The organism is Kribbella sp. DT2 (genome assembly GCF_049844575.1).
GTDB lineage: Bacteria > Actinomycetota > Actinomycetes > Propionibacteriales > Kribbellaceae > Kribbella.
Map to the genome: position 1 here is coordinate 566654 of NZ_JBNCLH010000006.1, position 26113 is coordinate 592766.

Consider the following 26113-nt stretch of genomic DNA (forward strand, 5'->3'; position numbering starts at 1 on the left):
CCGAGGGCGCATGGACCTGTCACTGCAGCAGTTACGCGGCTTCGTCGCGGTCGCCGAGGAGCAGCACTTCGGCCGGGCCGCGCAGAAGCTGAACATGACCCAGCCGCCGCTGACCCGGCAGGTCCAGGCCCTGGAGCGCTCTCTCGGCGTGAACCTGTTCGACCGGACCGGCAGGGGAGTGCGGCTCACCGCGGCCGGCGGCGTGTTCCTCGAGCACAGCCACCGGGTGCTCGCACTGCTGGAGGTCGCGCCCGAGGCAACCCGGCGCGCGGCCGACGGGCAGACCGGGACGCTGCGGCTCGCGTTCACGGCGATCGGGGCGTACGCCGTACTGGCTGACTTCCTGGCGATGGTGAACCGGCGGATCCCGGCCGTCAGCGTCGAGCTGACCGAGCTGGTCAGCCCCGACCAGTACGAGGCGCTGGCGAACCTGGAGATCGACATCGGCCTGGTCCGGCCGCCGATCCCGGACGGGTTCGAGTCCCTGCTCGTGCACACCGAGGACCTGGTGCTCGCCGTACCGGCTGATCACAAGCTCGCCGACGGCTCGTCGCCGGTCACCTTGGCGGACGTCACCGACGAGTACATCGGCTACAGCCCCGAAGGGTCGCGCTACCTGCACGACATCTGCGCGGCGATGATCGGGATGAACCGGTACGCCGTCAGCCAGCTCGCCTCGCAGGTCCCGACGATGCTCGCGCTCGTGCGGGCGGGGCTGGGGTGTGCGCTGATCCCGCGGTCGATCATGGCGATGGGCGTCGAAGGCGTCCGCTACCGCGAACTCGACGCGGCGGACGCGCACTCGGTCACGCTGCACGCCTGCTGGAGCCCGGACAGCCCGAACCCGGCACTGCAGCGTCTGGCAGAAACCCTTCGCCAGCACCCGCAGTTGGAGGATTAGATAGTCCTCGTGCTCACCTCCGACTCGATCGTCACCACTCTGCGCGCCGCCGGCTGCGTGTTCGCCGAGGAGGAGGCCGAGCTGATCCTCTCGACCGCGGCTGATGCCGGTGAGGTCCAGCGCATGGTCACCGAGCGTGTCTCGGGACTGCCTTTGGAGCAGGTCGTCGGCTGGGCCTCGTTCCACGGTGTGAGGGTGGCGATCGACCCGGACGTGTTCGTCCCGCGCCGCCGCACCGAGCACCTGGTCGACGAGGCGATCCTCAGGTGTCGTCCGAACGCGGTCGTGGTCGACCTGTGCTGCGGTTCCGGGGCGCTCGGGTTGGCGGTTCTGACCGCCGTACCAGGAGTGGAGCTGTACGCCGCCGACCTGCACCCGGCCGCCGTACGGAATGCTCGCCGCAACCTTCCGTCCGCCCAGGTCTTCGAAGGCGACCTCTACGACGCCCTCCCCACCGACCTCCGCGGCCGCATCGACATCCTGCTCGCGAACGTCCCCTACGTACCGACCGACGACGTGCAGTTCCTGCCCGCCGAGGCGCGACTCCACGAGCCCCGCCTGACCCTCGACGGCGGCCCCGACGGCCTCGCTCTCCTCCGCCGGGTCGCCGCTGAAGCTCTTCCGTGGCTCGCTCCAGGCGGCCACCTCTTCACCGAGGCCAGCGCCGAACAAGCCCCACTCGCGGCAGAAATCCTGACCGCCGCCGGCCTGAAGACCACGATCAGCACCGACGAGGACGACTTCGGCACCACCGTCATCGGCACTACCTAGCGAGCTCCGCGGCCTCGTCCAGGCGAGTCAGCTTGTGCGGGTTGGCAATCGCGAAGATCCGGCTGATCCGCCCGTCCGCCACCTCGACGCTCACCACCGCACCGCGCCCGTCGCTCTCGAGCCGGAAGGACGGCGCACCGTTCAGCCACAGCGGCTCGGTCGAGATCGCCCCCAGCTCGGCCACCCGCGCGAGCAGCTTCGCCACCACCTCCGCACCGTGGATCGGCACCCGTGCCGCGGGGACGACACCGCCGCCGTCGGTGACCAGTACGACGTCGGGCGCCATCACCTCCATCAGCTTCAGCAGTTCGCCGTTGCGCAGCGCCTGCTGAAAGCGCTCCACCACGGTCTGCTGCTCGTCCCGGCTCACCTGCACCCGAGGCCGTTTCGCCGCGACGTGCTCACGCGCCCGCTTCGCGATCTGCCGCACGCCCGGCGTCGACTTGCCGGTCGCCTCCGCGATCTCGCCGTACGACAGATCGAACACCTCCCGCAGCACGAACACCGCCCGCTCGGTCGGCCCGAGCGTCTCCAGCACGGTCAGCATCGCGATCGACACACTCTCCGCGAGCTCCACGTCCTCCGCCACGTCCGGGCTGGTCAGCAACGGCTCGGGCAGCCACTCGCCGACGTAGTCCTCGCGGCGGCGTGAGAGGGTCCGCAGCCGGTTGAGCGCCTGCCGGCTGACCGTGCGGACGAGGTAGGCCCGTGGTTCGCTGACCTGCGACTGATCGACCTCGGACCACCGCAACCAAGACTCCTGCAGCACGTCCTCGGCGTCGGCCGCCGAGCCCAGCAGCTCGTAGGCCACTGTGAACAGAAGGTTCCGGTGCACGACGAAGGGATCGCTCATCCCTTCACCCTCGCAGCCAGCGGGATCTCGCAGGCTTCCGAGTAGCCCTGGGAAGTGATCCCCAGCGCGATGTTGCCGCGGCTCGACAGATTGGCGAAGCCGATCACACTCGTGAGCTCGACCAACGCCGCGGGACCGAGCTCGGCCAGCAGCCGCGCGACCAACTCGTCGGTGACCGTCGGCGGTGTCGTCGTCACCGCTTCGGCGTACTCCAGCACGTCTCGCTCCAGCGGTGTGAACACCTCCGACTCCCGCCAGCGCGGCACCTGGCTCGCCTTCGTCAGATCGAGCTGCAGGTTGAGCGCCTGGAAGTAGCTGACGTCGAGGCACCAGCTGCAACCGATCAGCGACGCGACCGCCATGTGCGCGAACGACTTCAGGCTCTCGTCGGCGACCGACCAGCCCGCCACCATCTGGCCCCAGCCGAAGGTGTCCTCGGCGACCTTCGGGTTGTGCGACATCACCTCGAGCGGCTCAGGGAGCGCGCCGAACTGCTCGGTCATGGTTTCGACCACTTCGGCCGGAAGCTCGGCCTTGGGAACGCGCAGTGCCATCGTCGTCTCCTCGTACGGTTGCGTTGTCGGCATCAAGACACCGGCCGGTCGTCGGACGTGACACCTGGTACGCCGTACGCTCGCCTCCTCACCGTCCGAGGAGGCCGCACCGATGACCGCAGTGACTGTCCGGACAGCGATCGCGGGGGACCTCGACGGCGTCGTCGCCTCCTGCAGCGCGCTGTTCGCCGAGGACGCGGGAACGCGCGACCCGCTCCGGAACAAGAACTGGCCGGCGACGTACGGCGGCGAGTGGGCGAGGGGCCTGCTCGCGGACCCGGAGTCCTTGGTGCTCGTGGCAACAACCGACGTCGTCGTCGGGCACTTGATCGGCAAGTTCCTGACCGCCTCCGAGATGTGGACCGCGCCGCGCGCCGAGCTGGTCAGCATGTACGTCCGCCCCGAGACGCGCGGCGGGGGAGTCGCGGGCCTGCTCATCGACGGGTTCGTCGCCTGGGCCCGTGAACGCGGCGCGGCCCGGCTCGAGGTCAACGCGTACGCCGCCAACGAAACCGCACTGCGGGTGTACGAGCGCCGCGGGTTCCGTCGGCACTCGGTGCTGCTGACCACCGATTGAGAGGCGTCCGGAACTGTCGGCCGGCGTTGGTAGCGTCTGCGCAATGAGCGGACTCAGTCTTCAGGTCACCTCGGTGACGATCATGGCGCCCGACCCGCGGGCGCTGGCCGTGTTCTACTCGCGCCTGCTCGGACGGCCGGTCACCACCAGCGAAGGACCGCGCGAGGGACACCCGGCCGCCGACGGCTGGGCCCAGATCCGCGCGGCCGAGGGCACCGGCGAGGTCACGCTGAACTTCGAGTACGAGGAGCAGTGGAAACGCCCGCGCTGGCCGGCCGAGCCCGGCGCGCAGAACGCGAGCCAGCACCTGGACATCGCGGTCGACGACCTCGACACGGCCACGCAGCACGCCATTGCCCAGGGCGCCGTTCTCGCGTCGTACCAGCCGCAGGACTCGGTGCGCGTCCTGCTCGACCCGGCGGGTCACCCGTTCTGCCTGTTCACCTGATCACTCGTCGAGCAGCCGCCAGGTGGTGAGCGCGAGCTTGGCGCGGGTCAGCCCGATCGGCTCGGTCAGCTCGATCCCGAGGGTCCTGCCGATCTGGTCGAGCCGGCGCGCGACGCTGCTGTGGTGCAGGTGCAGGAGGTCCGCGGCCCGGCGCAGGGAGCCGGTGTCGCAGTAGGCGCCGAGAGTCTTCAGGTCCTCCGGCGTACGGGCGATCCGGGCGATGGCGGCGACGTCGACGTTGTCCAAGGCAACGGCTTTCGGACCGCCGTGTCCAGGATGACTCCGACGTCGGCGAGCTGCGCTGCCTTCACCAACCGGCCCGGGCAGACCAGGACGCCGACCCGGTCCAGCGGAATCGGCGCCCGTACGGCGGCCACGCGCAACGGCAGGTCCGCGACGAACCCCAGCAGCCTCAGCGCCCGTGGGCCTCACGCCTGGCCGCCGGCTCCGGTGCCGTGGTGATCTCGGTGGCCTACCGGCTCGCTCCGGAGAACCCGTTCCCGGCGGCGTTCGACGACGCGTACGCCGTACTGCACTGGACGGCCGAGCACGCCGCCGAGCTGGGCATCGACCCCGGACGGATTGCTGTCGGCGGCCACAGCGCGGGCGCCGGGATCGCCGCGGGCGTCGCGCTCAGAGCGCGCGACGAGCAGGGGCCGGCGATCCGGTTCCAGCTGCTCAACCAGCCCAGTCTCGACGACCGGCAGGAGACCTGGTCGGCCCAGAACTTCACCGACACCCCGTGGTTCAACCGCGCCAGGGCCACGTCGGCATGGGGCCACTACCTGGACGGCACCCCCGCCACGCCGTACGCCGCACCGGCGCGCGCCACCGATCTGTCCGGCCTGCCACCGGCGTACGTCGCCTCGGCCGAGTTCTGCCCGAACCGCGACGAGGACCTCGCCTACGCGCTGCGCCTGCTGCGGTCGGGCGTGTCCGTCGAGCTGCACCAGTGGCCCGGAACGTTCCACGGGTCGCACGCGATCCTCTCCGCCGAGGTGTCGCAGCGGCAGATCGCCGAGCTCGGCGACGTTGTCCGCCGGGCACTGGCCGGATGACCACTCTCGCCGCTCCGCAGGAGGAGCACGGCGTCGCCCACCTGCTGCGCCCGTACTTCGGGAGCTTCGCCGTGGTCGTCCTCCTGCGGATCCTCGGGCCGGACGTCAGACCCTTCGGAGTACGTGGAGCAGGTACTCGCGTCGGTTCAGCGGGTCGTGGTCGGTGCGTTCCCTGCGCGGAACCGCACCGGTCACCGGCTGGTAGCGCTCGAACGCCGACTCCAGCACGCCTTCGCCGCGGGTGAGCGCAGGGAGCTGCTGCTCCAGCTGGTAGACGGCGGCCGCGGGGACCTCGCCCTCCAGCACCGACTTACCGGTGTCGAGCGCGGGGACCCGCGGGATCGCCCGCAGCTTGGCCAGCACAGCAAGCACCCCTCGAACGGTGTCGGTCGGGATCTCCAGCTGGAACCGATGCATCGGCTCGTGCACGGTCGTGCCCGCCTGGCGTAACGCGGCCGTCAGCACGAGTGGTGTGAGCAGCCGGAAGTCCCCGGCCGTGCTCGACATGCTCTTGTCGAACACGGCGTGCGCGTGGCTCTGGCGCGCCGAGTACCCCGAGTGCGTCATCACCACCCGCGCGTCCGGGATCTCCCAGCCGCACAACCCCTGCTGCAACGTCTCGCGGACCGTCTCCTCCACCGCCTTGATGAACGCGTACGGCATCGACCCGAGCTCGACCTCCAGCGCGAACGAGACACCCGCGCCGGTCGGCGCCGGCTCCACGCGGAGGCCGATGGTCGCGAGGAACGGGTTGGGGTCGACCTTGTTGAACTCGACCGCTTCACCTGGGCCGTCGACGCGCTCGATGTGGATCGTCGTGGTCTCGCGGAAGCTGACGTCCAGGCCGTACTCGGTGGCCAGCGTGGTCTGGATGACCTCCTTCTGCACCTCGCCGTACAGCGACACCGAGGTCTCCTGCCGTACGTCGTCCTGACGCAGGTTGATCAGCGGATCCTGCTCGGCCAGCTGGGAGAGCGCGCTCTGCAGGTTGCCGCGGTCGGACGCCTTCGCCGGCCGCACGACCGTCTCCAGCGTCGGGGGAGCGAAGAACACGCTCTCCCGGCGGTTCTCCTGACCATCCATCGCGCTGGTGGAGACCTCGTCGCCGATCCGCACCTCGCCGAGACCCCAGAGCTTGCCGATCTGACCGGCGGCGACACTCAACCGGGTGGCCGTCGTACCGGCCTCGAACACGCTGATCGCCGTCACCTTCGCCTCGCGATCCCCACGAAAGCGCAGCCGGTCGCGGGTGCGCAGCTCACCGCTGAACATCCGCACGTACGCGACCTTCTCGCCCGCCGGCCCCCGCTCGACCTTGAACACCGAGCCCGTGGCCGGCGCTTCCTTGTCACCGACCGGCGCCGGCAGCAGCTCGCGGATGCCCGCGATCAGGGGCTCCGTCCCGGCACCCGTGATCGCCGACCCGAAGTACACCGGGTGCACGAGCGCCCGACGGGTCTGCTCGGCCAGGCCGGACCGGAGGGCCTCGTCGGAGAGCGCGTTCTCGTTCTCCACGTACGCCGCCAGCAACTGGTCGTCGTGCTCGGCGAGCACGTCCACCAAGTTCAACGAGAACCCGGGCCCGTACGGCGTGAAGCCCGCACCGGCCGTCCCGAGGTCGCTGGTCGTGCCCATCGCCACGACGTCCGGCGACAGCTTCGCGGCCAGGTCCTTCAGCAGCGAGGCGTACCGCGCACCGGCCCGGTCGATCTTGTTGACGAAGATCACCGTCGGGATCCGCAGCCGCTGCAGCGTCCGCATCAGGATCCGCGTCTGGGCCTGCACGCCCTCGACCGCCGACACCACCAGCACGGCGCCGTCGAGCACGCCGAGCACCCGCTCCACCTCGGCGATGAAGTCCGGGTGACCGGGGGTGTCGATCAGGTTCACGGTGACGTCGCCGAGCGCGAACGAGACCACGGCCGACTTGATCGTGATCCCACGCTGCCGCTCGAGCGCGAGCGAGTCGGTCTGAGTACTGCCGTCGTCGACGCTACCGACCGCGTCGATCACGCCGGCGGCGTACAGCAGCCGCTCGGTCAGGCTGGTCTTGCCGGCGTCAACATGCGCCAGAATCCCAAGGTTGAGTCTTTTCACGCAGCTTCATGTCCCTTGCACAGAAACGGATGCAGAACGAGGTGGACAGGAAACGAGGTCGCATCTCGGCGCTCCTACTTTCTGCGGGACAGGTCGCTCCGAGTACAGCAACTACCGCCGGCCCGGGCAACCGGTTTTCCGGGTAGGGTCCTCGGTCTACCAGCTGAGGAGGCGCTCACTTGACGGTTGACCTGGAAGCACACGTCGGACCGGTCGCGGCGACGGAGCCCGTGCAAGGGTTCTTCGGGAACGAGACGTTCCGGGTGCGGACCGTCGCGGGGGAGACGTACTACTTCAAGTCCGGCCCCGGGATGCTCGCCGAGGCGCGAGCCTGCGCGCTGGCGGTCGGCGTGCCCGCGCCCCGAGTAGTTGCCTCCGGCACCAGCTCGGGCGTCGAGTACCTGATCCAGCGCGCAGTGCTCGGGTCGCCGGTCGAGTCTTCCGACACGGCAGCGCTCACCGGCGCCGGCCGCTCGCTCGTGAAGCTGCATCAGATCGCGGGCGACGGTTTCGGCCGACTGAGCGCCGCGCGACTACCGACCTGGACCGGCTGGCTGAGCGAGCAGGTCGGCTCCCTCGACGCCCTCGTCGACGCCGGCCTCCTGCCCGACGACCACCGCGCCCGGCTGATCGAACTCGTCGCCACCCGATCGACGGAGCCCGGCCGGCCGGTCCTTCTCCACGGCGATCTGCACCCGCGGCACGTTTACGCGGCCGACGGCGTACTGACGGCGATCATCGACTGGGGCGATGCCCTGTACGGCGATCCGCTCTTCGACCTCGCGCGCTTCTCGATCGCGGGCCCCGACGCGACGACCGCCGTACTGGACGGGTACGGCCTCGCCCTGACGCCCGACCTGGAACGCACCTTCGCCCTGTACCGCGCCGTCTGGTCGGCGATGGTCTGCCGGATCGAGCTCGAGGTCGGCGGCGACTGGTTCCAGGCGCACCTCGACCGCATCGCCGACGACCTGCACCGCCTCGGCTAGCGACTCACTCGTTCTCTGCGTGACCCAGCGAGAAGGCGCCCGCGGCAGCCGCCAGCACCACCGTCTGCGCGGCCCGTTCCGGCAGACGCGGGTCCGGATCGGCACGCAGCAGCACCAGTTGGTGGTAGAGCGGCGCCGTCGCCGCGATCAGCAGGCTCCGCGCGTCCGTGTGCTGTGAGGGGAGCTCGCCCCGCTCGACTGCGCGCTCGACGAGGATCTCGCATTGGGCGTACCGGTCCGTCCACAACAGTGTCTGGGCCCGGGCGGCCTGCTCGGAGTGGAACGAGGCGGCCATCAGAGCGACAGCGAAGGACGGCTGGAGGAGCAGGGAGTCCTGGATCTCCTGGTTGAGGGCCGTCAGATCGCCGCGCAGCGAGCCGGTGTCCGGCGGCTGCCAGTCGATCTCGCCGGCGGCGGCGATGACGTCGACGAGCAGGCCGCCGACATCGTGCCACCGCCGGTAGACCGTGGCGCGGTGCACGCCGGCCCGCGTGGCGACACCCTCCATCGTGAGCTTCTCGTGCCCGCCTTCGGCCAGCTCGGCGCGCACCGCCCCGAGAATCTGCGCGCGTACGCGGGCGGCGCGACCGCCCGGACGGCGGTCCGGCGGGTCCGGCGGTGGGTCCAGTGGGTCTGTCATCGGCACTCAGTATCCGGGTTGATCCAGACGGCAGGGCTGTGCCAGCATCTTAACGCGACAGTTGTCGCCCAACTTCACCGGAGAGGAACCACCTCCACGATGCTCGTTCCCGCCGACCCCACCGTGCTCCACCCGATGCCCGAGCACCCGCGAGTGGTCCTGCTCCGGCCGCTGGTGACGTCGCCGCTGGTCGAGGTCGGCGACTTCTCGTACTACGACGACCCGGACGACCCGACCGCGTTCGAGACGCGCAACGTCCTGTACCACTACGGTCCCGAGCGGCTGGTGATCGGCAAGTACTGCGCGCTGGGGACGGGCACCCGGTTCATCATGAACGGCGCCAACCACCGCATGGACGGTCCTTCCACCTTCCCGTTCCCCAGCATGGGAGGCTCCTGGGCGGAGCGCTTCGACCTGATCACCGGCCTGCCCGGCCGGGGCGACACGGTGGTCGGCAACGACGTGTGGTTCGGCCACGGCGCCACGATCATGCCCGGCGTCCGCATCGGTCACGGCGCGATCATCGCCGCCGGCGCGGTGGTCACCGGCGACGTCCCCGACTACGGCATCGTCGGCGGCAACCCGGCCCGGCTCATCCGCACCCGGTACGACGCCGCGGACGCAGCGCGGCTCCTCGCCGTGGCGTGGTGGGACTGGCCTTTGCAGCACGTCACCAAGCACGTCCGGACGATCATGGCCGGGACCGTCGACGAGCTGGAGCAGGCCGCCGCGCAGCTCGACCAGCCCTGACACCGCCCGGCCCCGCTCCAGAAACGAGTGATCACCCATGTCCCGTCGCCCGGCCCACATCGCGATGGTGGGCGTCCCCATCGTCAGCCACGTCCTCCCCAGCCTCGCGGTCATCCGCGAACTGGTCGCCCGGGGACACCGGGTCACCTACGCCAACGACCCGTTCGTGGCCGACCGGATCGAGTCCGCCGGCGCGGAGCTGGTGCCCTGTACGTCGACGCTGCCCGTGGCCACCAACGAGTGGCCTGACGATCCGATCGCCGCGGCGAGCCTCTTCCTCGACGACGCCGTCCAGGCGCTCCCGCAACTGCACGCCGCGTACGACGACGATCCGGCCGACCTGTACCTCTACGACATCGGCGCCTACGCCGCACGGGCCCTCGCCGAGACCCAGGGCCGTCCGCTCCTGCAGCTGTCCCCGACGTTCGTCAGCTGGGACGGCTACCAGGAGGAGGTCGCGGTGCACCTGCGCAAGCTGCCCGGCGCCGACGCGTACCGGGACAGGTTCGCGCGATGGCTCGTGGAGTGCGGAGCGACGACCACCGACGTGGACGCCTTCTCCGGTCCGCCCGGTCGGTCCCTCGCCCTGATCCCGAAAGCGATGCAGCCCAACGCCGATCGGGTCGACACCGACACGGTGACCTTCGTCGGCCCGTGCTTCGACACCCGGGCGGAGACCGACGGCTGGACCCGCCCGGCGACCGCGGACAAGGTGCTACTGATCTCGCTCGGCTCGGCGTACACGCGTCAGCCGGCGTTCTACCGCCAGTGCATCGAGGCCTTCGGTGACCTGCCCGGTTGGCACGTCGTACTCCAGATCGGTAAGCACACCGCCCCCGAGGAGCTCGGCACCGTCCCGCCCACCATCGAGGTGCACTCCTGGGTCCCGCAGCGAGCGATCCTGGAACAGGCCGACGCCTTCGTGACCCACGCCGGCATGGGCGGCTGCGGCGAGGGCCTCCTCGCCGGGGTCCCCATGATCGCCGTGCCGCAAGGCGCCGAGCAGTTCATGAACGCCGACCAGCTCGTGGAACTGGGCGTCGCTCGCCGGGTGGACACCGCCGACGCCACCGCCGAAACCCTCCGCACGGCCCTGACCGACCTGATCGCAGATCCGGAACGCATCGACCGGTCCCACCAACTACAGTCCGCCGCCCGAGTCGAGGGCGGCACCCCGCGCGCCGCAGACCTTATCGAGCAGACCCTGACCGCCGCCCTGCACCGCCCGGGCTAACGCCTCACCACGGCGGCTGGATTACCACCCGGCCCTGAGCATCCCGACCGCAGGCGTTCGCCGCTTGTCAGCTCACCAGCGTCCCCACCTGGTCGCCCCGGCAGATCGCTGTCGCGGCGCCGGGGGAGTCGATGTCGAAGACGTGCAGCGGCAGACGGTGGTCGCGGGCCAGGATGAACGCGGACTGGTCCATCACGCGCAACTCCCGGTCGATCACCTCCTGGTAGGTCAGCCGGTCGAAGCGCCGCGCGCCCGGCACCTTGTTCGGGTCGGCGTCGTAGATGCCGTCGGCACCGTTCTTCGCGACCAGCAGCGCGTCCGCCCCGAGTTCCACCGCGCGCTGCACCGCCGGGTAGTCGGTCGTCGTGAACGGCTGCCCGTTCCCGCACCCGAGCAGCACGATCGACCCCTTGTCCAGGTGCCGGATCGCCCGCAGCCGGATGTACGGCTCCGCCAGGTTGTCGATCGGGATCGCCGTCATCAGCCGTACGTCGCCCCCACCGAGCGCAGCGATCCGGCCACGCAGCAGCACAGCGTTGATCACCGTCCCGAGCATCCCGATGTTGTCGGCCTCGACCCGGTCGATTCCCCAGTCCTCAGCCCGGTTCCCCCGGAAGACGTTGCCTCCGCCGACGACGACGGCAACTTGTACGCCGGTCGCCTGCGCGGCGAGAACCTCCGTCGCCAGGTGGGTCAGCCGATCACTGCTGAACCCGAACTCGGCCTCACCGGCAATCGCCGCCCCCGACAGCTTGATCACCAGACGCTTGAACACAGTCACTCCTCGGCCGGCCGGCAGGTCGCCCAGCATTGTGCCCCAGGTCGGCTAGCGGCTCACCGGGGTTTCCTGGTCGAGGTGGGACAGCTTGTCGGGGTTGCGGACGTGGTAGGCGCCGGTGACGTAGCCGTTGTCGACGCGGACCGCTACGACGCCGTCGATCTTCCCGTCGACCCGGACCAGCAACCCGGGGCTGCCGTTGATCTGGACCAGCTCGACCGACCTATCCGCGTCGCGTTTCCACCAGCCGGCGGCCAGCAAGCGCGCCACGCCGGCGATCCCCACGACCGGCCGCAGCAGCGCGTGCCTGACTCCGCCGCCGTCGCTGAGGGCGACGACATCCGGCGCCAGTACGTCAAGCAGGCTCTGCAGCTCGCCGGTCTCGACCGCTCGCTGGAACGCCTCGAGCGCGGCGCGGTGCTCGGTCGGCGAACCGATACCGCGCGGCCGGCGCGCGGAGACGTGCGAGCGCGCTCGAGAGGCGATCTGGCGGACCGCGACCGCGCTCTTCCCGACGGCGGCCGCGATGTCGTCGTACGGCAGCTCGAAGACCTCCCGCAGCACGAACACCGCCCGCTCGGTCGGCCCGAGCGTCTCCAGCACCAGGAGCATCGCCATCGACACGCTGTCGGCCAGCTCCACGTCCTCGGCGACGTCCGGTGTGGTCAGCAACGGCTCGGGCAGCCACGGACCGACGTACGACTCCTTGCGCCGACCGAGTGTCCGCAGCCGTTTCAGTGCTTGCCGGGTGGCGATCTGGATCAGGTAGGCGCGCTGGTTCAGTACGGCGTCCAGGTCGACGCCGACCCAGCGCAGCCAGGTCTCCTGGAGCACGTCCTCGGCATCGGTGGCGGAACCGAGGATCTCGTAGGCGAGCGTGAACAGCAGGTTGCGATGTACGACGAACGCCTCGGTCGCCGTGTCCGTGCCACGGGTCCCCGATCGATCGAGTTGCTCGCCGCTCCCTGTTCCCATACCCCTAGGATCCCGGCGCCGGCCGATCTGTGACATCGCCGTTCGGTGGCCTGTGTCACACGCACCGGCCTGTCACATCGCACGGCCCGCCGGGATCTCTTGGACACAATCGTCCACGAGCCAGGAGGCCAAGTATGTCCACACCTTCGTCCCGCATGCCCAACCCGCTCGCGTTCCTCCCCGAGCTGGTCGAGGCGGTGCTCCGTCCGGCTCCCGCCGGGGAACGCGTCACCGACGAGCTGTACGCCAGGGCGTCCGCCCTGTACGACGACCAGGCGATGTGGTCGCTGGTGATGGCGATCGCCCACATCGGCTTCTTCACTCCCGCGGCGCTCATCGCGAAGCCGATTCCTGGCCTGCCGCCCGGGCAGAACTACAGCGAGCCGGAAAGGCGTAAGGCATGAGCGCCAAGATCGCGGTCGCGGGAGCGACCGGGCGGCTGGGGCGCCACGTTGTCGGCGTACTGACCGAGCGCGGGCACGAGGTCGTGCAGATGTCGCGGGCGACCGGCGTCGACCTCGTCACCGGCGACGGGCTCGCGGAGGCGCTCGTCGGCGTCTCGGTCGTGATCGATGTCGCGTCGTGGCACGCCTCCGAGCAGGAGGCGGCAGCCGAGTTCTTCCGTACGTCGGCCGCCCGGCTGCACGAGTACGGCCAGGCTGCCGGGGTCGCCCGGATTGCCGCGGCCTCGATCATCGGCGCGGACAGGGCCACCACCGGATTCGTCGCCGCGAAGAAGGTGCACGAGGAGTTGCTGCTGGCCGGTCCACTCCCGGTCCGGATCCTGCGGGCCGCGCAGTTCCACGAGTTCGTCGGCCAGCTGCTCGACTGGCAGCCGGGCGGCACCGCCTACATCCCGGCGCTTCCCACCCAGCTCGTCGCCTGCCGCACCGTCGCCGAGACGCTGGTCGACCTGGCGCTCGACGACACCGTTGCGGTCGGACCGATCCCCGAGATCGCCGGCCCACGGCGGGAATCCATGGCAGCCGCCGCAGCACTGCTCGGCAGCCGCCGTTGCATCGAGGTCATCAGCGTCGACGGATCGTACCTGCCGGACGCCGACCTCGCCGCCCAGGGCGCCTTCCTGCCCAGCGCCCATGCCCGGCTCGCCGGACCGACCTTCGAAGCCTGGCTCGCTACCCAACGCTGAGCACCCAGGTCGATCCTCGTCGCCCGCCCCTCGACCCCTGCTCGGCTTGCGGTCAGGGATCGAGGACCTTGTCGAGGGTTTGGTAGGTGCGGTTGCTGGCGGTGGCGGCTCGGCGTTCTCTTCCGGTGGCTTCGATGTAGTTCTGGCTGGTGGCCAGGCTGGCGTGGCCCAGGAGGGCCATGATCTCGGAGGCGGTGGCGCCGTCCTCGGCGAGGCGGGTGGCGAAGGTGTGGCGGAGGGCGTGGAGGTTGGCGCCGGTGGGGACCCGGTCGTGGAGGCCGGCCCAGCGGTAGCAGGACTTGACCAGGTACTCGAGGCCGCCGCGGCCGATCGGGGCGCCGGTGCGGTCGAGCAGGAGTTTGGTGGAGCGGCTCGTACGGCGACTCGGGAAGCGGCGGTCGCAGGAGTCGGCGTACGCCTCGATGATGCGTTCCATGATCGGCTCGACCGGGATCGAGCGGTCGCGGCTGCCCTTGCCGTGGACGTGCAGGCGCATCTCACCAGGGCGCCCCGCGAGCGAGTCCGTCGTCAGCGTGCGCATCTCGGCCGAGCGGAGACCGGCGACCAGGCCCAGGGCGATCACCAGCAGGTCCCGCTCCGGCCAGGGGTCGCGGGCGCGGCGGTCGCCGTCGGCGGCTGACTTGAGCAACCGCTCGGGCGTGTCCTCACCACGCAGCGGCTTGGGGGACAGGGGAGGGGTCTTCGGCCGCGCGACCGCGCCCATCGGGTTGCCGGCGAGCAGGCCGTCGGACACGCAGAAGGTGAGGAACTGGTTCCACGTCGACCACGCGCGCAGCACCGAGCTCTTCGCGTGGTCGTCGGCGAACGCACCGAACGCCGTACGAAGTGCTGGTGCGGTGAGCTCGTCGACCTCGAGCTGCTCGGGGTCGTCCGTCAGCAGCGCGGTGATCCCCGCGAGGTCGCGCCGGTAGGCGTCGGTGGTGTGCGGGGAGTCCTTGCGCGGCCGCCGCGCGGCGAAGAACGCGGCCTGAGCTTCGAGCACCAACATGACACCCAGTACTACCCGAGGGCACCGACAGTTTCCCGATCGGTTGCCCACGGCAACGGATCAGGCGCCGGTGGTCCAGTTCATCTGCTCGACCCAGTGCTCGAACAGGGCCCGGTCGCCGTGCACCTCGAGCGCCGGCGCATCCTCCAGCCGGCGTCGCCGGCTGATCACGAGCAGCAGGTCGACGGCCGGACCGCGGACGGCGACGTCGGCCTTGGCGTGCGTCCGCTCCAGAACGATCCGGTCCGGCTCCCTGCGCGCCACCCATTCGCCGTCCGCATCGGTCGTGTGGAGGTGCAGCGTCTGGCCGTCACCGCGCATCGCCTCGGCGTACTGCGGCTTGCTCGCCCAGTAGGTGGCCGAGGTCATCGTCTCCAGCCAGTCCTCGACGGCCGCCGCGGCGTGCTCCGGCGCCAGCTCGTACGACGTACCGAGCGTCGCGGCCGCGTCCGCGCGATGCACACAGGCCTCGCCGAACAACCGGCGCGCCCAGTACGGCGCACCCGCGATGCCGCCGTTCGGGTCCCAGGCCGGAGTGTCGTCGGTTGCCGACTCGTACGCCGCCTTCGCCTCGGCCGCCGTACCGTTCAGCCAGGCGCCCCACTCGGCCGAGTCGGCCGGGGCCGGAACGTAGGCCTCGAACGCCTTGCTCGGCTCGGTCAGCCGCTCGCCGACGATCAGCGCCACCATGCGCTGGGTCGCGCCGACGTGGTCGACCAGTTCGGCCAGCGTCCACTCCGGACAGGTCGGCACCGGAGTCTTCGCGTCCTGGCCGTTCACCCAGTCGGCGAACGTGCTCGTCTGCTCGACGACGGCGATCAAGTACGCGGACGTGTCCATCGCTGCCCCTCCGGCTGCTTCGTGGATCTCGGGTTCAAAGTACTTCATCCGGCGGCCATAGGAGCGGGCCAGGCTGGGCGCCGGTACGCCGTCGGATCTGTTGAACGACTGGCGGCCAGGCAGGGGAGTGGGGGCCTGCCGACGGGGCGCCGTGGGGAGGTCGCGGTGAGAGCACTCGCCGGTGAAGGACCGTCCGGACGGACGTCGGGCTCGGTCGTCTCCGCGGGAGAGTACTTGGAACATGCCGTGAACTGCTGTGAATCCGGCGCACCACAGGCCATTTCGCATCAGTTGCCCCAGGCAACTAAAACTCATGCATAATGGTGATTATGCATGACTCAACATGGGTCGAGAGGGGCTGAACCCTGTTGTGGGGGACCGTTTCCGAGCGCCTGGCTCCGAAAAGTCCAGGCGACCTCCGGACCATCTGTGGCAGGATCGCCCGTATGTACAGTTTCTTCCGACTGGGCTAGCTGTCCGCTAGTCAGTCCGAGGCTCCAGCCCGCGGCTAGCGAGGCGGGAACCGGCGATCTCGCCGTTCCCGACAGCTACCGGGAAGAATCGTCATGCCCTCTGCGCGCCTCGGCGCGACGGAGTCGATCAGGGTGCTCGTGCGGACCGTCACGGGCCTGGAGCAACTAGTAGCCGCCGAACTGACCACGGCCGGCCACCGGGTGATCGACCTGTCCAAACGCCAACTCGTCGTCGACGCCGGCGAATCCATCCTCAGCGAGCCGCCTCAACTGGCCGACGACCTGTTCCTGATCGCCGCCGGCGTCGAGGATCCGGGCCACACGAAGGCCGCGCTCAACACGCTCAGCAGGCAGCTCCGCAGGCACCTGACCGTTCCACTGCCGCACCGTGAGCCGTTTGCCGTCAGCGCGTCGTACGTCGGGAAACGCACCTACAACCGGTACGACGTCGAAGATCTCGTGGGCGCGATCATCACCGAACGGACCGGCGCGCGCTATCACTCACGCCGTACGGGCACGCCACCAGAACACCGGACCGACTGGCGCGTCGTCCTGGACGGCGAATCGGTCCACGTCGGGATCCGGCCGTTCCCAGCGCCTCTGCACCGACGCGACTGGCGCCGCCATACCGTCCCAGGCAGTCTGCACCCACCGGTCGCCGCCGCCATGGCCCACCTGGCCGGCATCGAACCGGGCCAAGTTGTCCTGGATCCGTTCTGCGGCGCCGGGACGATTCTCATCGAGGCCCAGCAGCTCGAACCGGACGCCGAGTACGTCGGTGTCGACCACGCCAAGGCTTCTCTGAGAGCCGCTGAGAGAAACGCCGCCGGCATCCAGTGGCAACTCGGCGACGCCCGGCGCCCGCAGATCGCCGCTGACAGAATCGTCACGAACCCGCCGTGGGACGTCCGGCTGGCGATCGGCAACCTGACGCCGTACCTGAACAGCTGGCGCGACGTCGACGCGGTCGTCGCCATCGTCAACCAGCACCAGGTCGCGACACTCACCGAACACCCGGCCTGGAGCAGCCGATCGGTGCACGATCTGAGCCTGGCAGGCCTCCATCCGAGCATCGTCGTATTGCGCCGATAATGGACATTATGTCAACTAGCGGTCGGCGCTGACGATCAGGAAGTTCGGCAATGCGACGTAGGACTCGATCGCCTCGATTCCGCTGTCCCGTGCGACCTGTGGATCAAGTCCGGGTTCGCACAGTTCAATCACGCGACACCCGAGACCGATGACCTCGTTGATGTAGGCCGACAGCGGACGGTGGAAGTCGGGTGCACGGCCCTCTGGCATCTCGTACTCGTCCAGGTACCGATCAAGTTGGTAATGACCGTGATCCCGCCACGTTGGGTAGAGATTCTCGAACGCCGGATGATTGATCGAGAACACGAACCGGCCGCCCGGCTTCAGCGCGCCGACGCACGCTGCCATCGCCGACTGCCAGGCAGGTACGGCGAGCAGCACCATGCTGCAGACCACCGCATCGAACGGCTGACCAACTTCCGGCAACGTCGAGAGATCAGCCTGCACGAACGTGATCCCCTGACGCCGCTCCTGCTCGATTTTCTGAGCGCGCGCCAGCAGACCGGTAGCCGGCTCCACACCAACCACCTCAGCTCCACCTTCCGCCAACAGCCGGCTCAAATAGCCCTCGCCACTGCCTGCATCGAGGACTTTCCGACCATCGACAGGCCCCAACATCCGGAGCAGGTTCCCATTCATCAAGTGGCGCTTGGGAAAGTCGCCCTGATCGTCGTACGCCTCAATCGCGTCAGTCGGCATCGCCGACCACGCTGCGATCGCCTCTGAGTTACTCATCGTGGACATGCGGTCACACCTCTCCGACGACAGATAGGCAGGGACAGCCATGCAACGTACCGCCTCGCCCAGCCGGCTCTGCATGCGGTTCCATCACCGGGCTGACGACCAGTGGACACGGAATGCGCACGATCGTGATACGCAGGGTGTCGGGTAGCGGGCGTCTGGTGCCTGCGGGGTCAGTGGAAAACCTGTGTCGCCACCCTCCCCTGACGCATAGGCTCGCGGTCATGACCGACGGCGACTGGCCTACCGATCCGGCGCTGCTGAGGACGTTGGCGGCCGCTGGTCTGCCGGCCGCCGGGCGTTTCGTTCCGAAGGCCGGCTGGGTCAGTCGCGTCTGGGTCGGCGACGAGTACGTCGTACGGCTGACCAAGGGACAGTTCCGCGGCGCGTATCGCCACGAGGCTGAAGTCGTCGGCCTGCTGGTCGGCAGCCAAGTCCCCCACGCCCGGCAGCTCGCCCACGGCGACGGCCCGGACGGACCGTGGTACATCTCCGAACGATTGCCCGGGCGATCCCTGCACGAAGCGTGGCCGGCGGCGGACTTGCCCACGCGTCAAACAATCATCGAGAGCCTCGGCGCAGCCTTGCGCGAGCTTCACCGCGTTGCTGTCCCCGCCGGCCTGCTGCCGCCCTGGCTGGCCGACGCGCTCGCGAGCGACAAGCCGTGGCCCGCGTTCCATCCACCCGTGGTGAGCGCGACGCTCGAGCAGGTCGAAGCCGCCCGGCGACTGCCCGGTCACGACGCGCGCCTGCTCGCGGACGTCGCCGATTGGATCCAGGAGCGGCTGCCGTTGTTCGCGGCCGACGACCTCGTGCTGGTCCATGGTGATCTCCACGGATCCAACGTGATGGTCGACCAAGGACGCGTCACCGGTCTGATCGACTTCGCGGAGGCGCTTGCGCAGCCCGCGGATGCCGAGCTCGACACCATCCTGCGCTGGTGCGCGAGGGCCCGAGAGTTCCCACCCACACCCGACGGACGAGGGCTTGACGAGACCACACTCACCGAGGCCCCCGGGTGGCTGCACGGCGCGTATCCGGAGCTGTTCGAGCGCGAGCAGCTGCGCGAGCGGTTGAACTTCTACGACATGTACAGCGAGCTCGCGCTCCACGCACACCACCCGCGGCCCGACGTACGGGAAGCGGCGCAGGACCGCATCGCTCGACTACTTGCAGGGCACAACCATCTAGACAGACTCACCTGGTAGGACCGTCTTCACCATGACGCAGTTCTTCAGCCCCTTGGGCCGGTCGTAGGTGAAGCCGAGCCGCTCGTAGAGCCGGCGCGTCCCGTTGTAGAGGAAGGACGCCGACATCTTCTTGGTCTGGTCGGTCAGGTCGTGCGGGTAGCTCTCGACCCGGCCTCCCCCGGCCTGCGCGATCAGGTCGAGTGCACCGGTGATCGCCAGCTCCGTCACGCCCTGCCGCCGGTGCCGCTTGTCGACGAAGACGCAGGTGATGCGGTAGTCGGGATCCGCGGTCTTGGTGGCGTCGTACTGCTTACGGTGGTGGAGCGTGGGCAACTCGACGGGCGTGCCGTACTCGGCCCACGCGATCGCCTCGTCGCCGTCCATTACCAGTGCCGCGTGCGCCTTGCCCTGTTCGACGTACGCCTTCTTCAGAGCCTGGTTGGCCTCGGCGCCCTGGCCGCGCTCTGGCCCGTCAGGGTGAAACCAGATGCACCAGCAGCCACCGAAGATGCCGTTGTGCCGCTGCACCAGCGCGTCGAAGGCCGGCCAGGTCTCGGGGCCGAGCGGGGCAATGGTGTACGACGAGTCGGTAGGCATTCAGTCCTGCTTCGCAGCGGACGCGTCGAAGCACACCACTCCCCTGTTGCCGTCCTGGTCGGCGATCACCGTCAGTGAGGGCGCGTTGCTGTCGTCGACGACGGTCCCGCCGGCGGCGAGGGCGGCGGCGATCCGTTGCTCGGCCACCTCGGGCGCCACGTAGACCTCGAGGTGGAACCGCTCGCGCGGGGTCTCGTCGTCGTTGGCGTCGCCGAACCACAGGTTCGGTACCCGTCCGGTGGCGTCCCGGATCTCGTCGCCCGGGGTTCCCCGGCCCTGGGCCTCGGCGCTGCCGGTCAGCAGAGCGGCCCACACCGGGGCGATGGTCGCGGAGTGGGCGGTGTCGAGTCCGAGCTCGATCTCGCTGACGGAGGCCGGGTCGGCGGCGAGCTTGTGGTCGGCAGCGAGCTCGGTGATCCGGCGCGCAAGGTCGACGTCCTGCTGGGTCACCCACTCGACGATGTACTCGGTGCCGTCGTCGTCGCGGTAGACGGCGTCTTCGGTCACCAGCTCGAGGTCGACGTACCCCTTGCCGATCGCCACGCGCGGGTGGTGGCCGAGCGTGTCCCCCGCGCCGCCCACCGCGGCGACGAACCGTGCGCCGGTGCCGAAGTCGGGGATCACGTAGCGGGCATGGAGTCCCTGGGCGAGCTTGCGCCAGTCGGCCAGGTGCGCCGCGGCGATCTGGTCGCCCGTCAGCATGTCCATGGACCGGGAGACTATCCCTGATCCCGCGCGGGAGGGAGCGCTTCGAGCACGAAGAAGAGGAAGCACAAGAACGAGGTGCGCTCCCCCAGGCCGGGCGGCAGCACTTCGCGAGGGGTCTCGGGCGAGAACGGCGGTTCGCTGATGACCGAGATCCCGAAGCCCGCGCGGGTGAACGCGTCGGTCATCGCGTGCAGCGGCCGGTGCCAGTACGTCAGCGACGCGGTCTGGCCGGCGAAGTCGTACTCCTCCGTGTACGGCGACGTCACGAAGTAGTCGTCGTCCGGGTAGGCCACCTCGCGGATGATCGGGTGGTTCACCGAGAGGATCAGCCGGCCACCCGGTTTCAGGATCCGGTGCAGCTCGGCCAGCGGGCCGGACCAGTCCTCGAAGTAGTGCAGCACCAGGGAGACCACCACATCGTCGAACTCCCCCGCCTCGAACGGCAACGGCCCGGCGAGGTCGGCCTGCAGCACCCGGGTGTCCGGCCCGAGGCGCTCTTGGGCCAGCGCCACCATCTCCCGGCTCGAGTCGAAGGCGGCGATCCGTGCGCCGCGTTCGCGCAGCGCGGCCGAGAGCGGTCCCCCGCCGCAGCCCGCGTCCAGGATGTTCCGGCCGGCCACGTCCCCGGCGAGACTGAGCATCGCGGGACGCGCGTAGTAGGCGTTGAAGAGGCTGGACTCGTTCGCCCGCACGTAGCTCTCGGCGAACGTGTCGTAGTGATCAGGTTTCATCGGCCGTCCCGTCGTGTGAGGTCACCACGGACCCTAGAACACCCCGAGGTCGGTGCGGGCGGAGTTTCCACCACCACTTCCCCACTACGGTTGGCGCGTGAAACCGACCGATGTGGACGTGGCGATCAAGGCGGCGTCAGCCGGTGCCGACGTAGTGACCAGCACGTACGGCGGAAGCTCGACCCGCTTCGCGAAGTCGCCCACCGACTTCGCCACCCAGACCGATATCGACACCGAGAAGGCCATCGTCGGGGTCCTCACCGAGCATCGACCGGACGACGCCCGTACCGGCGAGGAGCTCGGCAGCGTCGGGAATGATGCCGCCGTACGGCGATGGTTCGTCGATCCGCTGTGCGGGACGTTGAACTTCGCCGCCGGCACACCGCTCGTCGCGGTGAACGTCGCGCTCTTCGCCGGTGCCACTCCCCTGGCCGCGGCGGTCGCCGATCCGGTCGCTGGGGAACTCTTCTGGACCGACGGCACGGCTGCCTACCGCCGCTGGAAGGACGACGATCAGCTGCTCCAACCCACCTCGCGCTCCGGTCTCATCGACATCAACTGCGACGGGCCGCTGGACCGGCCGTTCGTCGGCGGCCAGCTCGTGAGCGACCCGCGGCTGCGGGCGGCGTACGGTCCGCGGGTCATCTCTTCCACGCTCGGTGTCGCCTGGGTCGCGGCCGGGCGGCGTGCGGCGTACATCTCCGACGGCGCCTTTCGGGACAACCTGCACTTCGCTGCCGGGATCGCGCTCTGCGAGGCATCCGGGTGCGTGATCAGCGACCTGGACGGGAACCCGCTCCACACGGACCGGGGGCTGGTGATCTCCGCCGACCAGGAGACTCACGACCGGGTGCTCGCGCTGGTCGAGCCCCACCTCCGAGCGGTCCGTTCGAGCGCGTGAGCCGGGCTTGGAGGACGTGGGTGAGACTGGGCGGATAGTGACTACTCCTCGCTCGGTCGTCGACTCGGCATAGTCAAGGAAGCGGTCGGGCCGGCGGAGGCCGCGGTCGTCGAGCGTGGTGCCGACTTCCTGCGGCAACAGCTGTCGAGCCGTGCGACTCCTTCGACCTCGCTGGTGCACGGCGACTTCTGCCCGAAGAATCTCCTGGTCCACGACGGGACGGTCGCCGGCTTCATCGACTGGGAGTTCGAGAAGCTCGGCTGGAGCAACCCTGCGTCGCCCGCGCAGGTCCGGCGGTGCCTCGACGTGATCGCCCGTCCCTTCGGCTAGCGACCTCGACCGCGTGCGCCGCTTCAGGAAAGTGCGTTGCGGGTGGTCCCCCACCGGTGTTGGCTTGGGCCCATGACGCTCCCCTCCCCTACGCTGCCCACCGATCGGCTTCGGCTGCGTCCCTTCGACGACGCCGACGCGGACGAGCTTTACGCGCTGAACAGCGATGCGACGGTCCTGCAGTACTGGGACTCGCCGCCGTGGACGGATCCCGCGCGCGCCGCGCGTTTCATTGCCGCGTGCAAGCAAATGGCGGTCGACGGCACCGGGGCGCGGCTGGCCGTGGACCGTGTCTCCGACGGCCGGTTCATCGGGTGGTGCACCGTGAGCCAGTGGAACCCGGACTTCCGCAGCGCGTCGATGGGCTACTGCTACACCGAGGCCTCCTGGGGCCAGGGGTACGCGACGGAGGCCGGGGCCGCCCTTCTCGGGTGGGCGTTCGACAACCTGGACCTGAATCGTGTCCAGGCCGAGGCCGACACCCGCAACCGCGGGTCCGCCCGGGTGCTGGAGAAGCTCGGATTCGTGCTCGAAGGGACGCTGCGCGAGGACTGCATCGTGAACGGCGACGTCTCCGACTCGTGGGTCTACGGGCTGCTCCGGCGTGAGTGGAAGGGCTGATCGTGAGAGGCTGCGAGCTCGAGCAACCAGCCTGAGGAGCCGGCATGAAACTTCTTCTCACGTCGTCGGGGATCGCCAACCAGACCATCTCCGACGCGCTCGTCGAGTTGCTCGGCAAGCCGATCGCCGAGTCCACCGCGCTGTTCGTGCCGACAGGGGTCTACCCGTTCGCCGGCGGGGCGGCGAGTGCGTGGGACGCGATGACCGGGAGCAGGGCCAACCGGGTCTGCGACCTGGGGTGGAAGTCGCTGGGCGTGCTGGAGCTCACCGCGCTGCCGACCATCCGGGAGGAGAACTGGAGGCCGGCGGTCAAGGAGGCCGACGCGCTGCTCGTCTGGGGCGGCGACGTGCTCTACCTGACGTACTGGCTGCGCCAGTCGGGTCTGGCCGATCTCCTGCCGTCCCTGGATTCCGTGTACGTCGGGGTGAGCGCCGGTTCGATCGCGCTGACGCCGTACAACTGTGACGCGGAGTTCGACCTGCAGTTCGTCCCCGACGGGCACGAGATGGCACTGGCCGCCGAGAGGTCGCTGGGGCTGGTGGACTTCACGCTGTACCCGCACCTCAACCACCCGGACATGGAAGACACCTCGTTGGCGAACATCGAGAAGTGGGCGTCCGGGATCCCCGCGCCGACGTACGCGATCGACGACAACACGGCGATCAAGGTGGTCGACGGAACCGTCGAGGTCGTCTCCGAGGGCGACTGGAAGCTCTTCAACGGCTGACATGCGCGCTCTGTTCTCGTTCACCGGCGGCAACGGCCACGTGCTGCCGCTGCTGCCGATCGCGCGGGCGCTCGCCGTACGGGGCCACGAGGTGCTGTTCACCTGCCAGCCGGCGATGCTCGACACCGTGCGTGCTGCCGAGTTCGACGCGGTCGAGAGCGGCGGTACGACGCTCACGGCGGCGACCTACCGCGGCCCGTTGGTGGCAGTGGACCGTGACGCCGAGGTCAACGGCATCCGTGACGCCTTCGCCGGGCGGGTTGCTCGGGAGCGCGCGCCGAGGATCGTGAAGGTCGGAGCGGAGTTCGGAGCCGATGTGGTGGTTCATGACGAGGTGGACTTCGGCGCCGGTGTGGCCGCGCAGCGCCTGGGTGTCCCCCATGCGTCGGTCACTGTGCTTGCTGCGGGCGGGATGATCACGCCGGGGCTGGTGGACGAACCGCTGCACTGTCTGCGCGCTGAGCTCGGGGTGGGGCCGGGGCTGGATGAGTTTCTCACCATCGTGCCGGTGATGCCGTCGTTCCGTGCGGCACCGTTGCCTGCGACGGCGCCGAGCATCAGGCCTGATGTTCTCGAGGGGCGCGAGAGTCCGGACGAGCCCGCCGTCGATGCGTGGCTTGCTGCTCGGCCTGGTCGGCCGCTGGTCTACTTCACGCTCGGGACGGTCTTCCACCAGGAGTCCGGTGATCTGTTCACGCGGGTGCTGGCCGGGTTGGAGAGGGTGAAGGCGAACGTCGTCGTCACGGTCGGCCGGGAGATTGATCCGGCTGAGCTCGGGCGGCGCGCTGACAACGTGCTCGTCGAGCGGTTCGTCCCGCAGCGCGCGCTGCTTCCCCGGGCCTCCGTCGTTGTGTCGCACGCGGGATCGGGGACGGTCGTGTCCGCCCTTGCGTGCGGCGTACCACTGGTGCTGCTGCCGATGGGCGCCGACCAGTCGTGGAACGCGGATCGCTGCGAGGTGCTTGGCGTTGGGCGCGTGCTTGATCCTTTGACTGTCTCCCCGGCGGACGTGGCGGTCGCTGTCGAAGAGGTGCTGGCGAACCCGGCGTACCGGTCGGCGGCGCGTGTGTTGCAGGAGGAAGCGGAGTTGTTGCCGGGCGCCGAGGTTGTCGTGGATGTGCTTGTTGAGCGGGTGCGAGGTTGATCGGGTGGATGTGAGGGGCTTTCAGCGTGGTTGTGAGGCGGCGGTACGGCGTACTGGCGGGAGGCTGGTCGAGTTTCGGATCGTCGACGGGGTGACGCCGAACTTTCATCAGGCGGTCGTGCGGTACGGCGACCGGACGGTGGCCGTGGTTTGCTCGCGCGACACGGGGGTTCTGGCGATCGCCGAGCCGCGGGGTGTTGATTTCTCCGGTGGTTTCAGGGAGTCCGGGCCGCTGACCTTCCTGGATCACGCTGAGCTGGCGGATGCGCTACGGAAGCTGACCGGAGCGAGAGTTCTCACTCGGAGCGCGTTGGGCGGGCCGTTCGAGGTTGCGGACTGGCCCGCGGTCTCGGCGGACGACGTCGCGTACTGGCAGCCTTCCACCCTGGGTGAATTGCTGTTCAACTACTGGGACTGAGCTGGGTAAGGTCTTTCGGTGATCCGGCGCCACTGCTGTACGACGTACCGCGGACGTAATCGCGTTGCGGGTGGCATGGGGGCGGCCTAGCGTGGCGGGATGACGACTCGGTTGCAGGCGCTGTGCTTCGACGCGAACGATCCCGAGCTGCTCGCGCGGTTCTGGGCCGGCGTGCTGCGGCTGGAGATCGCCGACGACCCGAGTGGTGGCAAGGTGCTGCTGCCGGCGGAGGCGCTCGGCTTCCCGCTGCGTTTCCTCCCGGTCCCCAACGACAAGTGGGGGCACAACCAGATGCACTTCGATCTGACCAGCGCGACGCCCGAGGAGCAGCGGGCGACGGTCGCTCGCGCGCTCGAGCTCGGTGGACGGCCTCACGACGTTGGCCCGGACTTCGACGAGCCTCACGTGGTGCTGGAGGATCCGGAGGGCAACGAGTTCTGCGTGATCGAGGTGGGCAACAACTTCCTGGCGAACACGGCGACCATCGGCGCGCTGTCGAGCGACGGGTCGCAGGCGGTCGGGTACTTCTGGAGCAAGGCGCTGGACTGGCCGCTGGTGTGGGACCAGGACGAGGAGACCGCGATCCAGTCGCCGCAGGGCGGCTCGAAGATCTCGTGGGGCGGTCCGCCGTACAACGAGAAGCTCGGCCGGAACCGGCTGCACCTGGACCTCGCTCCCGCGGCCGGTGGCGACGCCCGCGCGGAGGCCGACCGGCTGGCTGCGTTTGGTGCGAGGCTGGTCGGCGAGGTCGAGGGTGGGTACGAGCTGACCGATCCCGACGGCAACGAGTTCCGGGTTGTGGCCGGCTGACGGTC

32 protein-coding genes are annotated in these 26113 nt (G+C 69.6%); 19 read left to right on the top strand and 13 right to left on the bottom strand.

The features are described from left to right. The first annotated feature begins 10 nt into the window (after positions 1-10). Entirely contained in the window at positions 11-901 is an 891-nt protein-coding gene (locus ACLQ2O_RS27255) for a LysR family transcriptional regulator (protein WP_425836328.1), read from the top strand. Between the two features lie 9 nt (positions 902-910). Beyond that, complete coding sequence (locus tag ACLQ2O_RS27260) at positions 911-1672, top strand: putative protein N(5)-glutamine methyltransferase (protein ID WP_425836330.1); 762 nt, start codon at positions 911-913, stop codon at positions 1670-1672. Here ACLQ2O_RS27260 and sigJ read toward each other — a convergent pair. Then, positions 1665-2525 carry an RNA polymerase sigma factor SigJ gene (gene sigJ, locus ACLQ2O_RS27265; protein WP_425836333.1) on the bottom strand — a complete coding sequence of 287 codons (861 nt, stop codon included), beginning with the start codon at positions 2523-2525 and terminating at the stop codon, positions 1665-1667. The genes ACLQ2O_RS27260 and sigJ overlap by 8 nt on opposite strands. Further along, positions 2522-3112 carry a carboxymuconolactone decarboxylase family protein gene (locus tag ACLQ2O_RS27270; protein ID WP_425836336.1) on the bottom strand — a complete coding sequence of 197 codons (591 nt, stop codon included), beginning with the start codon at positions 3110-3112 and terminating at the stop codon, positions 2522-2524. The genes sigJ and ACLQ2O_RS27270 overlap by 4 nt, the downstream gene beginning before the upstream one ends. A 79-nt stretch (positions 3113-3191) precedes the next feature. Between ACLQ2O_RS27270 and ACLQ2O_RS27275 the strand changes: the two genes are divergently transcribed. After that, positions 3192-3656, top strand: a complete 465-nt coding sequence (locus ACLQ2O_RS27275; protein ID WP_425836339.1) for a GNAT family N-acetyltransferase — start codon at positions 3192-3194, stop codon at positions 3654-3656. A gap of 43 nt (positions 3657-3699) precedes the next feature. Then, a complete protein-coding gene (locus ACLQ2O_RS27280) occupies positions 3700-4104 on the top strand; it encodes a VOC family protein (RefSeq protein WP_425836342.1) in 405 nt (134 codons plus the stop codon). Here ACLQ2O_RS27280 and ACLQ2O_RS27285 read toward each other — a convergent pair whose 3' ends face one another. Continuing rightward, a complete protein-coding gene (locus ACLQ2O_RS27285) occupies positions 4105-4350 on the bottom strand; it encodes a helix-turn-helix domain-containing protein (RefSeq protein ID WP_425836345.1) in 246 nt (81 codons plus the stop codon). A 50-nt stretch (positions 4351-4400) separates the two neighbouring features. On the opposite strand from ACLQ2O_RS27285, the gene ACLQ2O_RS27290 reads away from it, so the two are divergent. Beyond that, the gene (locus tag ACLQ2O_RS27290) at positions 4401-5162 is read left to right on the top strand and encodes an alpha/beta hydrolase (protein WP_425836526.1); all 762 of its coding nucleotides are present in this window, start codon (positions 4401-4403) and stop codon (positions 5160-5162) included. A 105-nt stretch (positions 5163-5267) separates the two neighbouring features. Here the strand turns inward: ACLQ2O_RS27290 and ACLQ2O_RS27295 are convergent, their stop codons facing one another. Continuing rightward, the gene (locus ACLQ2O_RS27295; RefSeq protein WP_425836347.1) at positions 5268-7259 is read right to left on the bottom strand and encodes a GTP-binding protein; all 1992 of its coding nucleotides are present in this window, start codon (positions 7257-7259) and stop codon (positions 5268-5270) included. A gap of 179 nt (positions 7260-7438) precedes the next feature. On the opposite strand from ACLQ2O_RS27295, the gene ACLQ2O_RS27300 reads away from it, so the two are divergent. Further along, positions 7439-8248 (top strand): phosphotransferase family protein, encoded by an 810-nt coding sequence (locus tag ACLQ2O_RS27300; protein WP_425836349.1) that lies wholly within the window; start codon positions 7439-7441, stop codon positions 8246-8248. 4 nt (positions 8249-8252) lie between these two features. Here ACLQ2O_RS27300 and ACLQ2O_RS27305 read toward each other — a convergent pair whose 3' ends face one another. Next, positions 8253-8888 carry a TetR/AcrR family transcriptional regulator C-terminal ligand-binding domain-containing protein gene (locus ACLQ2O_RS27305; protein ID WP_425836352.1) on the bottom strand — a complete coding sequence of 212 codons (636 nt, stop codon included), beginning with the start codon at positions 8886-8888 and terminating at the stop codon, positions 8253-8255. A 99-nt stretch (positions 8889-8987) separates the two neighbouring features. Between ACLQ2O_RS27305 and ACLQ2O_RS27310 the strand changes: the two genes are divergently transcribed. Next, positions 8988-9638, top strand: a complete 651-nt coding sequence (locus tag ACLQ2O_RS27310; protein WP_425836354.1) for a CatB-related O-acetyltransferase — start codon at positions 8988-8990, stop codon at positions 9636-9638. A 37-nt stretch (positions 9639-9675) separates the two neighbouring features. Next, a complete protein-coding gene (locus ACLQ2O_RS27315; protein WP_425836357.1) occupies positions 9676-10872 on the top strand; it encodes a macrolide family glycosyltransferase in 1197 nt (398 codons plus the stop codon). A gap of 67 nt (positions 10873-10939) precedes the next feature. On the opposite strand, the gene pyrH is transcribed toward ACLQ2O_RS27315, so the two are convergent. Both pyrH and ACLQ2O_RS27325 read right to left on the bottom strand, forming a co-directional pair. Further along, a complete protein-coding gene (pyrH, locus tag ACLQ2O_RS27320) occupies positions 10940-11647 on the bottom strand; it encodes a UMP kinase (RefSeq protein ID WP_425836360.1) in 708 nt (235 codons plus the stop codon). A 51-nt stretch (positions 11648-11698) separates the two neighbouring features. Beyond that, positions 11699-12625, bottom strand: a complete 927-nt coding sequence (locus ACLQ2O_RS27325; protein ID WP_425836363.1) for an RNA polymerase sigma-70 factor — start codon at positions 12623-12625, stop codon at positions 11699-11701. A 134-nt stretch (positions 12626-12759) separates the two neighbouring features. On the opposite strand from ACLQ2O_RS27325, the gene ACLQ2O_RS27330 reads away from it, so the two are divergent. Further along, complete coding sequence (locus ACLQ2O_RS27330) at positions 12760-13029, top strand: hypothetical protein (RefSeq protein WP_425836365.1); 270 nt, start codon at positions 12760-12762, stop codon at positions 13027-13029. Next, positions 13026-13775, top strand: coding sequence for an SDR family oxidoreductase (locus ACLQ2O_RS27335; protein WP_425836368.1), 750 nt, complete (start codon positions 13026-13028; stop codon positions 13773-13775). The genes ACLQ2O_RS27330 and ACLQ2O_RS27335 overlap by 4 nt, the downstream gene beginning before the upstream one ends. Positions 13776-13827: 52 nt before the next feature. Here the strand turns inward: ACLQ2O_RS27335 and ACLQ2O_RS27340 are convergent, their stop codons facing one another. Beyond that, positions 13828-14784 (bottom strand): tyrosine-type recombinase/integrase, encoded by a 957-nt coding sequence (locus ACLQ2O_RS27340; RefSeq protein ID WP_425836371.1) that lies wholly within the window; start codon positions 14782-14784, stop codon positions 13828-13830. 60 nt (positions 14785-14844) lie between these two features. Beyond that, positions 14845-15672 carry a maleylpyruvate isomerase family mycothiol-dependent enzyme gene (locus tag ACLQ2O_RS27345; RefSeq protein ID WP_425836374.1) on the bottom strand — a complete coding sequence of 276 codons (828 nt, stop codon included), beginning with the start codon at positions 15670-15672 and terminating at the stop codon, positions 14845-14847. 518 nt (positions 15673-16190) lie between these two features. Here ACLQ2O_RS27345 and ACLQ2O_RS27350 point away from each other — a divergent pair. Further along, positions 16191-17189, top strand: a complete 999-nt coding sequence (locus ACLQ2O_RS27350) for a TRM11 family SAM-dependent methyltransferase (RefSeq protein ID WP_425836377.1) — start codon at positions 16191-16193, stop codon at positions 17187-17189. A 15-nt stretch (positions 17190-17204) separates the two neighbouring features. On the opposite strand, the gene ACLQ2O_RS27355 is transcribed toward ACLQ2O_RS27350, so the two are convergent. Next, on the bottom strand, positions 17205-17933 hold the full coding sequence (locus ACLQ2O_RS27355) for a class I SAM-dependent methyltransferase (RefSeq protein WP_425836379.1): 729 nt from the start codon (positions 17931-17933) through the stop codon (positions 17205-17207). Positions 17934-18046: 113 nt separating this feature from the next. Between ACLQ2O_RS27355 and ACLQ2O_RS27360 the strand changes: the two genes are divergently transcribed. Further along, positions 18047-19138, top strand: a complete 1092-nt coding sequence (locus tag ACLQ2O_RS27360) for a phosphotransferase family protein (protein WP_425836382.1) — start codon at positions 18047-18049, stop codon at positions 19136-19138. Here the strand turns inward: ACLQ2O_RS27360 and ACLQ2O_RS27365 are convergent. Genes ACLQ2O_RS27365 through ACLQ2O_RS27375 form a run of 3 tightly spaced genes read right to left on the bottom strand, consistent with a single transcriptional unit; the run spans position 19118 to position 21156 of the window. Continuing rightward, the gene (locus ACLQ2O_RS27365; RefSeq protein ID WP_425836385.1) at positions 19118-19717 is read right to left on the bottom strand and encodes a GNAT family N-acetyltransferase; all 600 of its coding nucleotides are present in this window, start codon (positions 19715-19717) and stop codon (positions 19118-19120) included. The two genes, ACLQ2O_RS27360 and ACLQ2O_RS27365, sit on opposite strands and share 21 nt — an antisense overlap. Continuing rightward, positions 19718-20425: a VOC family protein gene (locus ACLQ2O_RS27370; RefSeq protein WP_425836387.1), complete on the bottom strand. Its 708-nt coding sequence runs from the start codon at positions 20423-20425 to the stop codon at positions 19718-19720. A gap of 11 nt (positions 20426-20436) precedes the next feature. Next, the gene (locus ACLQ2O_RS27375; protein WP_425836390.1) at positions 20437-21156 is read right to left on the bottom strand and encodes a class I SAM-dependent methyltransferase; all 720 of its coding nucleotides are present in this window, start codon (positions 21154-21156) and stop codon (positions 20437-20439) included. A gap of 97 nt (positions 21157-21253) precedes the next feature. Between ACLQ2O_RS27375 and ACLQ2O_RS27380 the strand changes: the two genes are divergently transcribed. From ACLQ2O_RS27380 to ACLQ2O_RS27410, 7 genes are all read left to right on the top strand, one after another. Next, on the top strand, positions 21254-22057 hold the full coding sequence (locus ACLQ2O_RS27380; RefSeq protein WP_425836393.1) for an inositol monophosphatase family protein: 804 nt from the start codon (positions 21254-21256) through the stop codon (positions 22055-22057). A gap of 129 nt (positions 22058-22186) precedes the next feature. Next, on the top strand, positions 22187-22387 hold the full coding sequence (locus ACLQ2O_RS27385; protein ID WP_425836529.1) for a phosphotransferase: 201 nt from the start codon (positions 22187-22189) through the stop codon (positions 22385-22387). Between the two features lie 72 nt (positions 22388-22459). Continuing rightward, positions 22460-23008 (top strand): GNAT family N-acetyltransferase, encoded by a 549-nt coding sequence (locus tag ACLQ2O_RS27390; protein ID WP_425836396.1) that lies wholly within the window; start codon positions 22460-22462, stop codon positions 23006-23008. 44 nt (positions 23009-23052) lie between these two features. Further along, positions 23053-23736 (top strand): Type 1 glutamine amidotransferase-like domain-containing protein, encoded by a 684-nt coding sequence (locus tag ACLQ2O_RS27395; RefSeq protein ID WP_425836399.1) that lies wholly within the window; start codon positions 23053-23055, stop codon positions 23734-23736. Position 23737: 1 nt separating this feature from the next. Then, a complete protein-coding gene (locus ACLQ2O_RS27400; protein WP_425836402.1) occupies positions 23738-24880 on the top strand; it encodes a glycosyltransferase in 1143 nt (380 codons plus the stop codon). A 91-nt stretch (positions 24881-24971) separates the two neighbouring features. Then, positions 24972-25298 (top strand): hypothetical protein, encoded by a 327-nt coding sequence (locus ACLQ2O_RS27405; protein WP_425836404.1) that lies wholly within the window; start codon positions 24972-24974, stop codon positions 25296-25298. A gap of 99 nt (positions 25299-25397) precedes the next feature. Then, positions 25398-26108, top strand: a complete 711-nt coding sequence (locus tag ACLQ2O_RS27410; protein ID WP_425836407.1) for a VOC family protein — start codon at positions 25398-25400, stop codon at positions 26106-26108. Positions 26109-26113 lie beyond the last annotated feature (5 nt).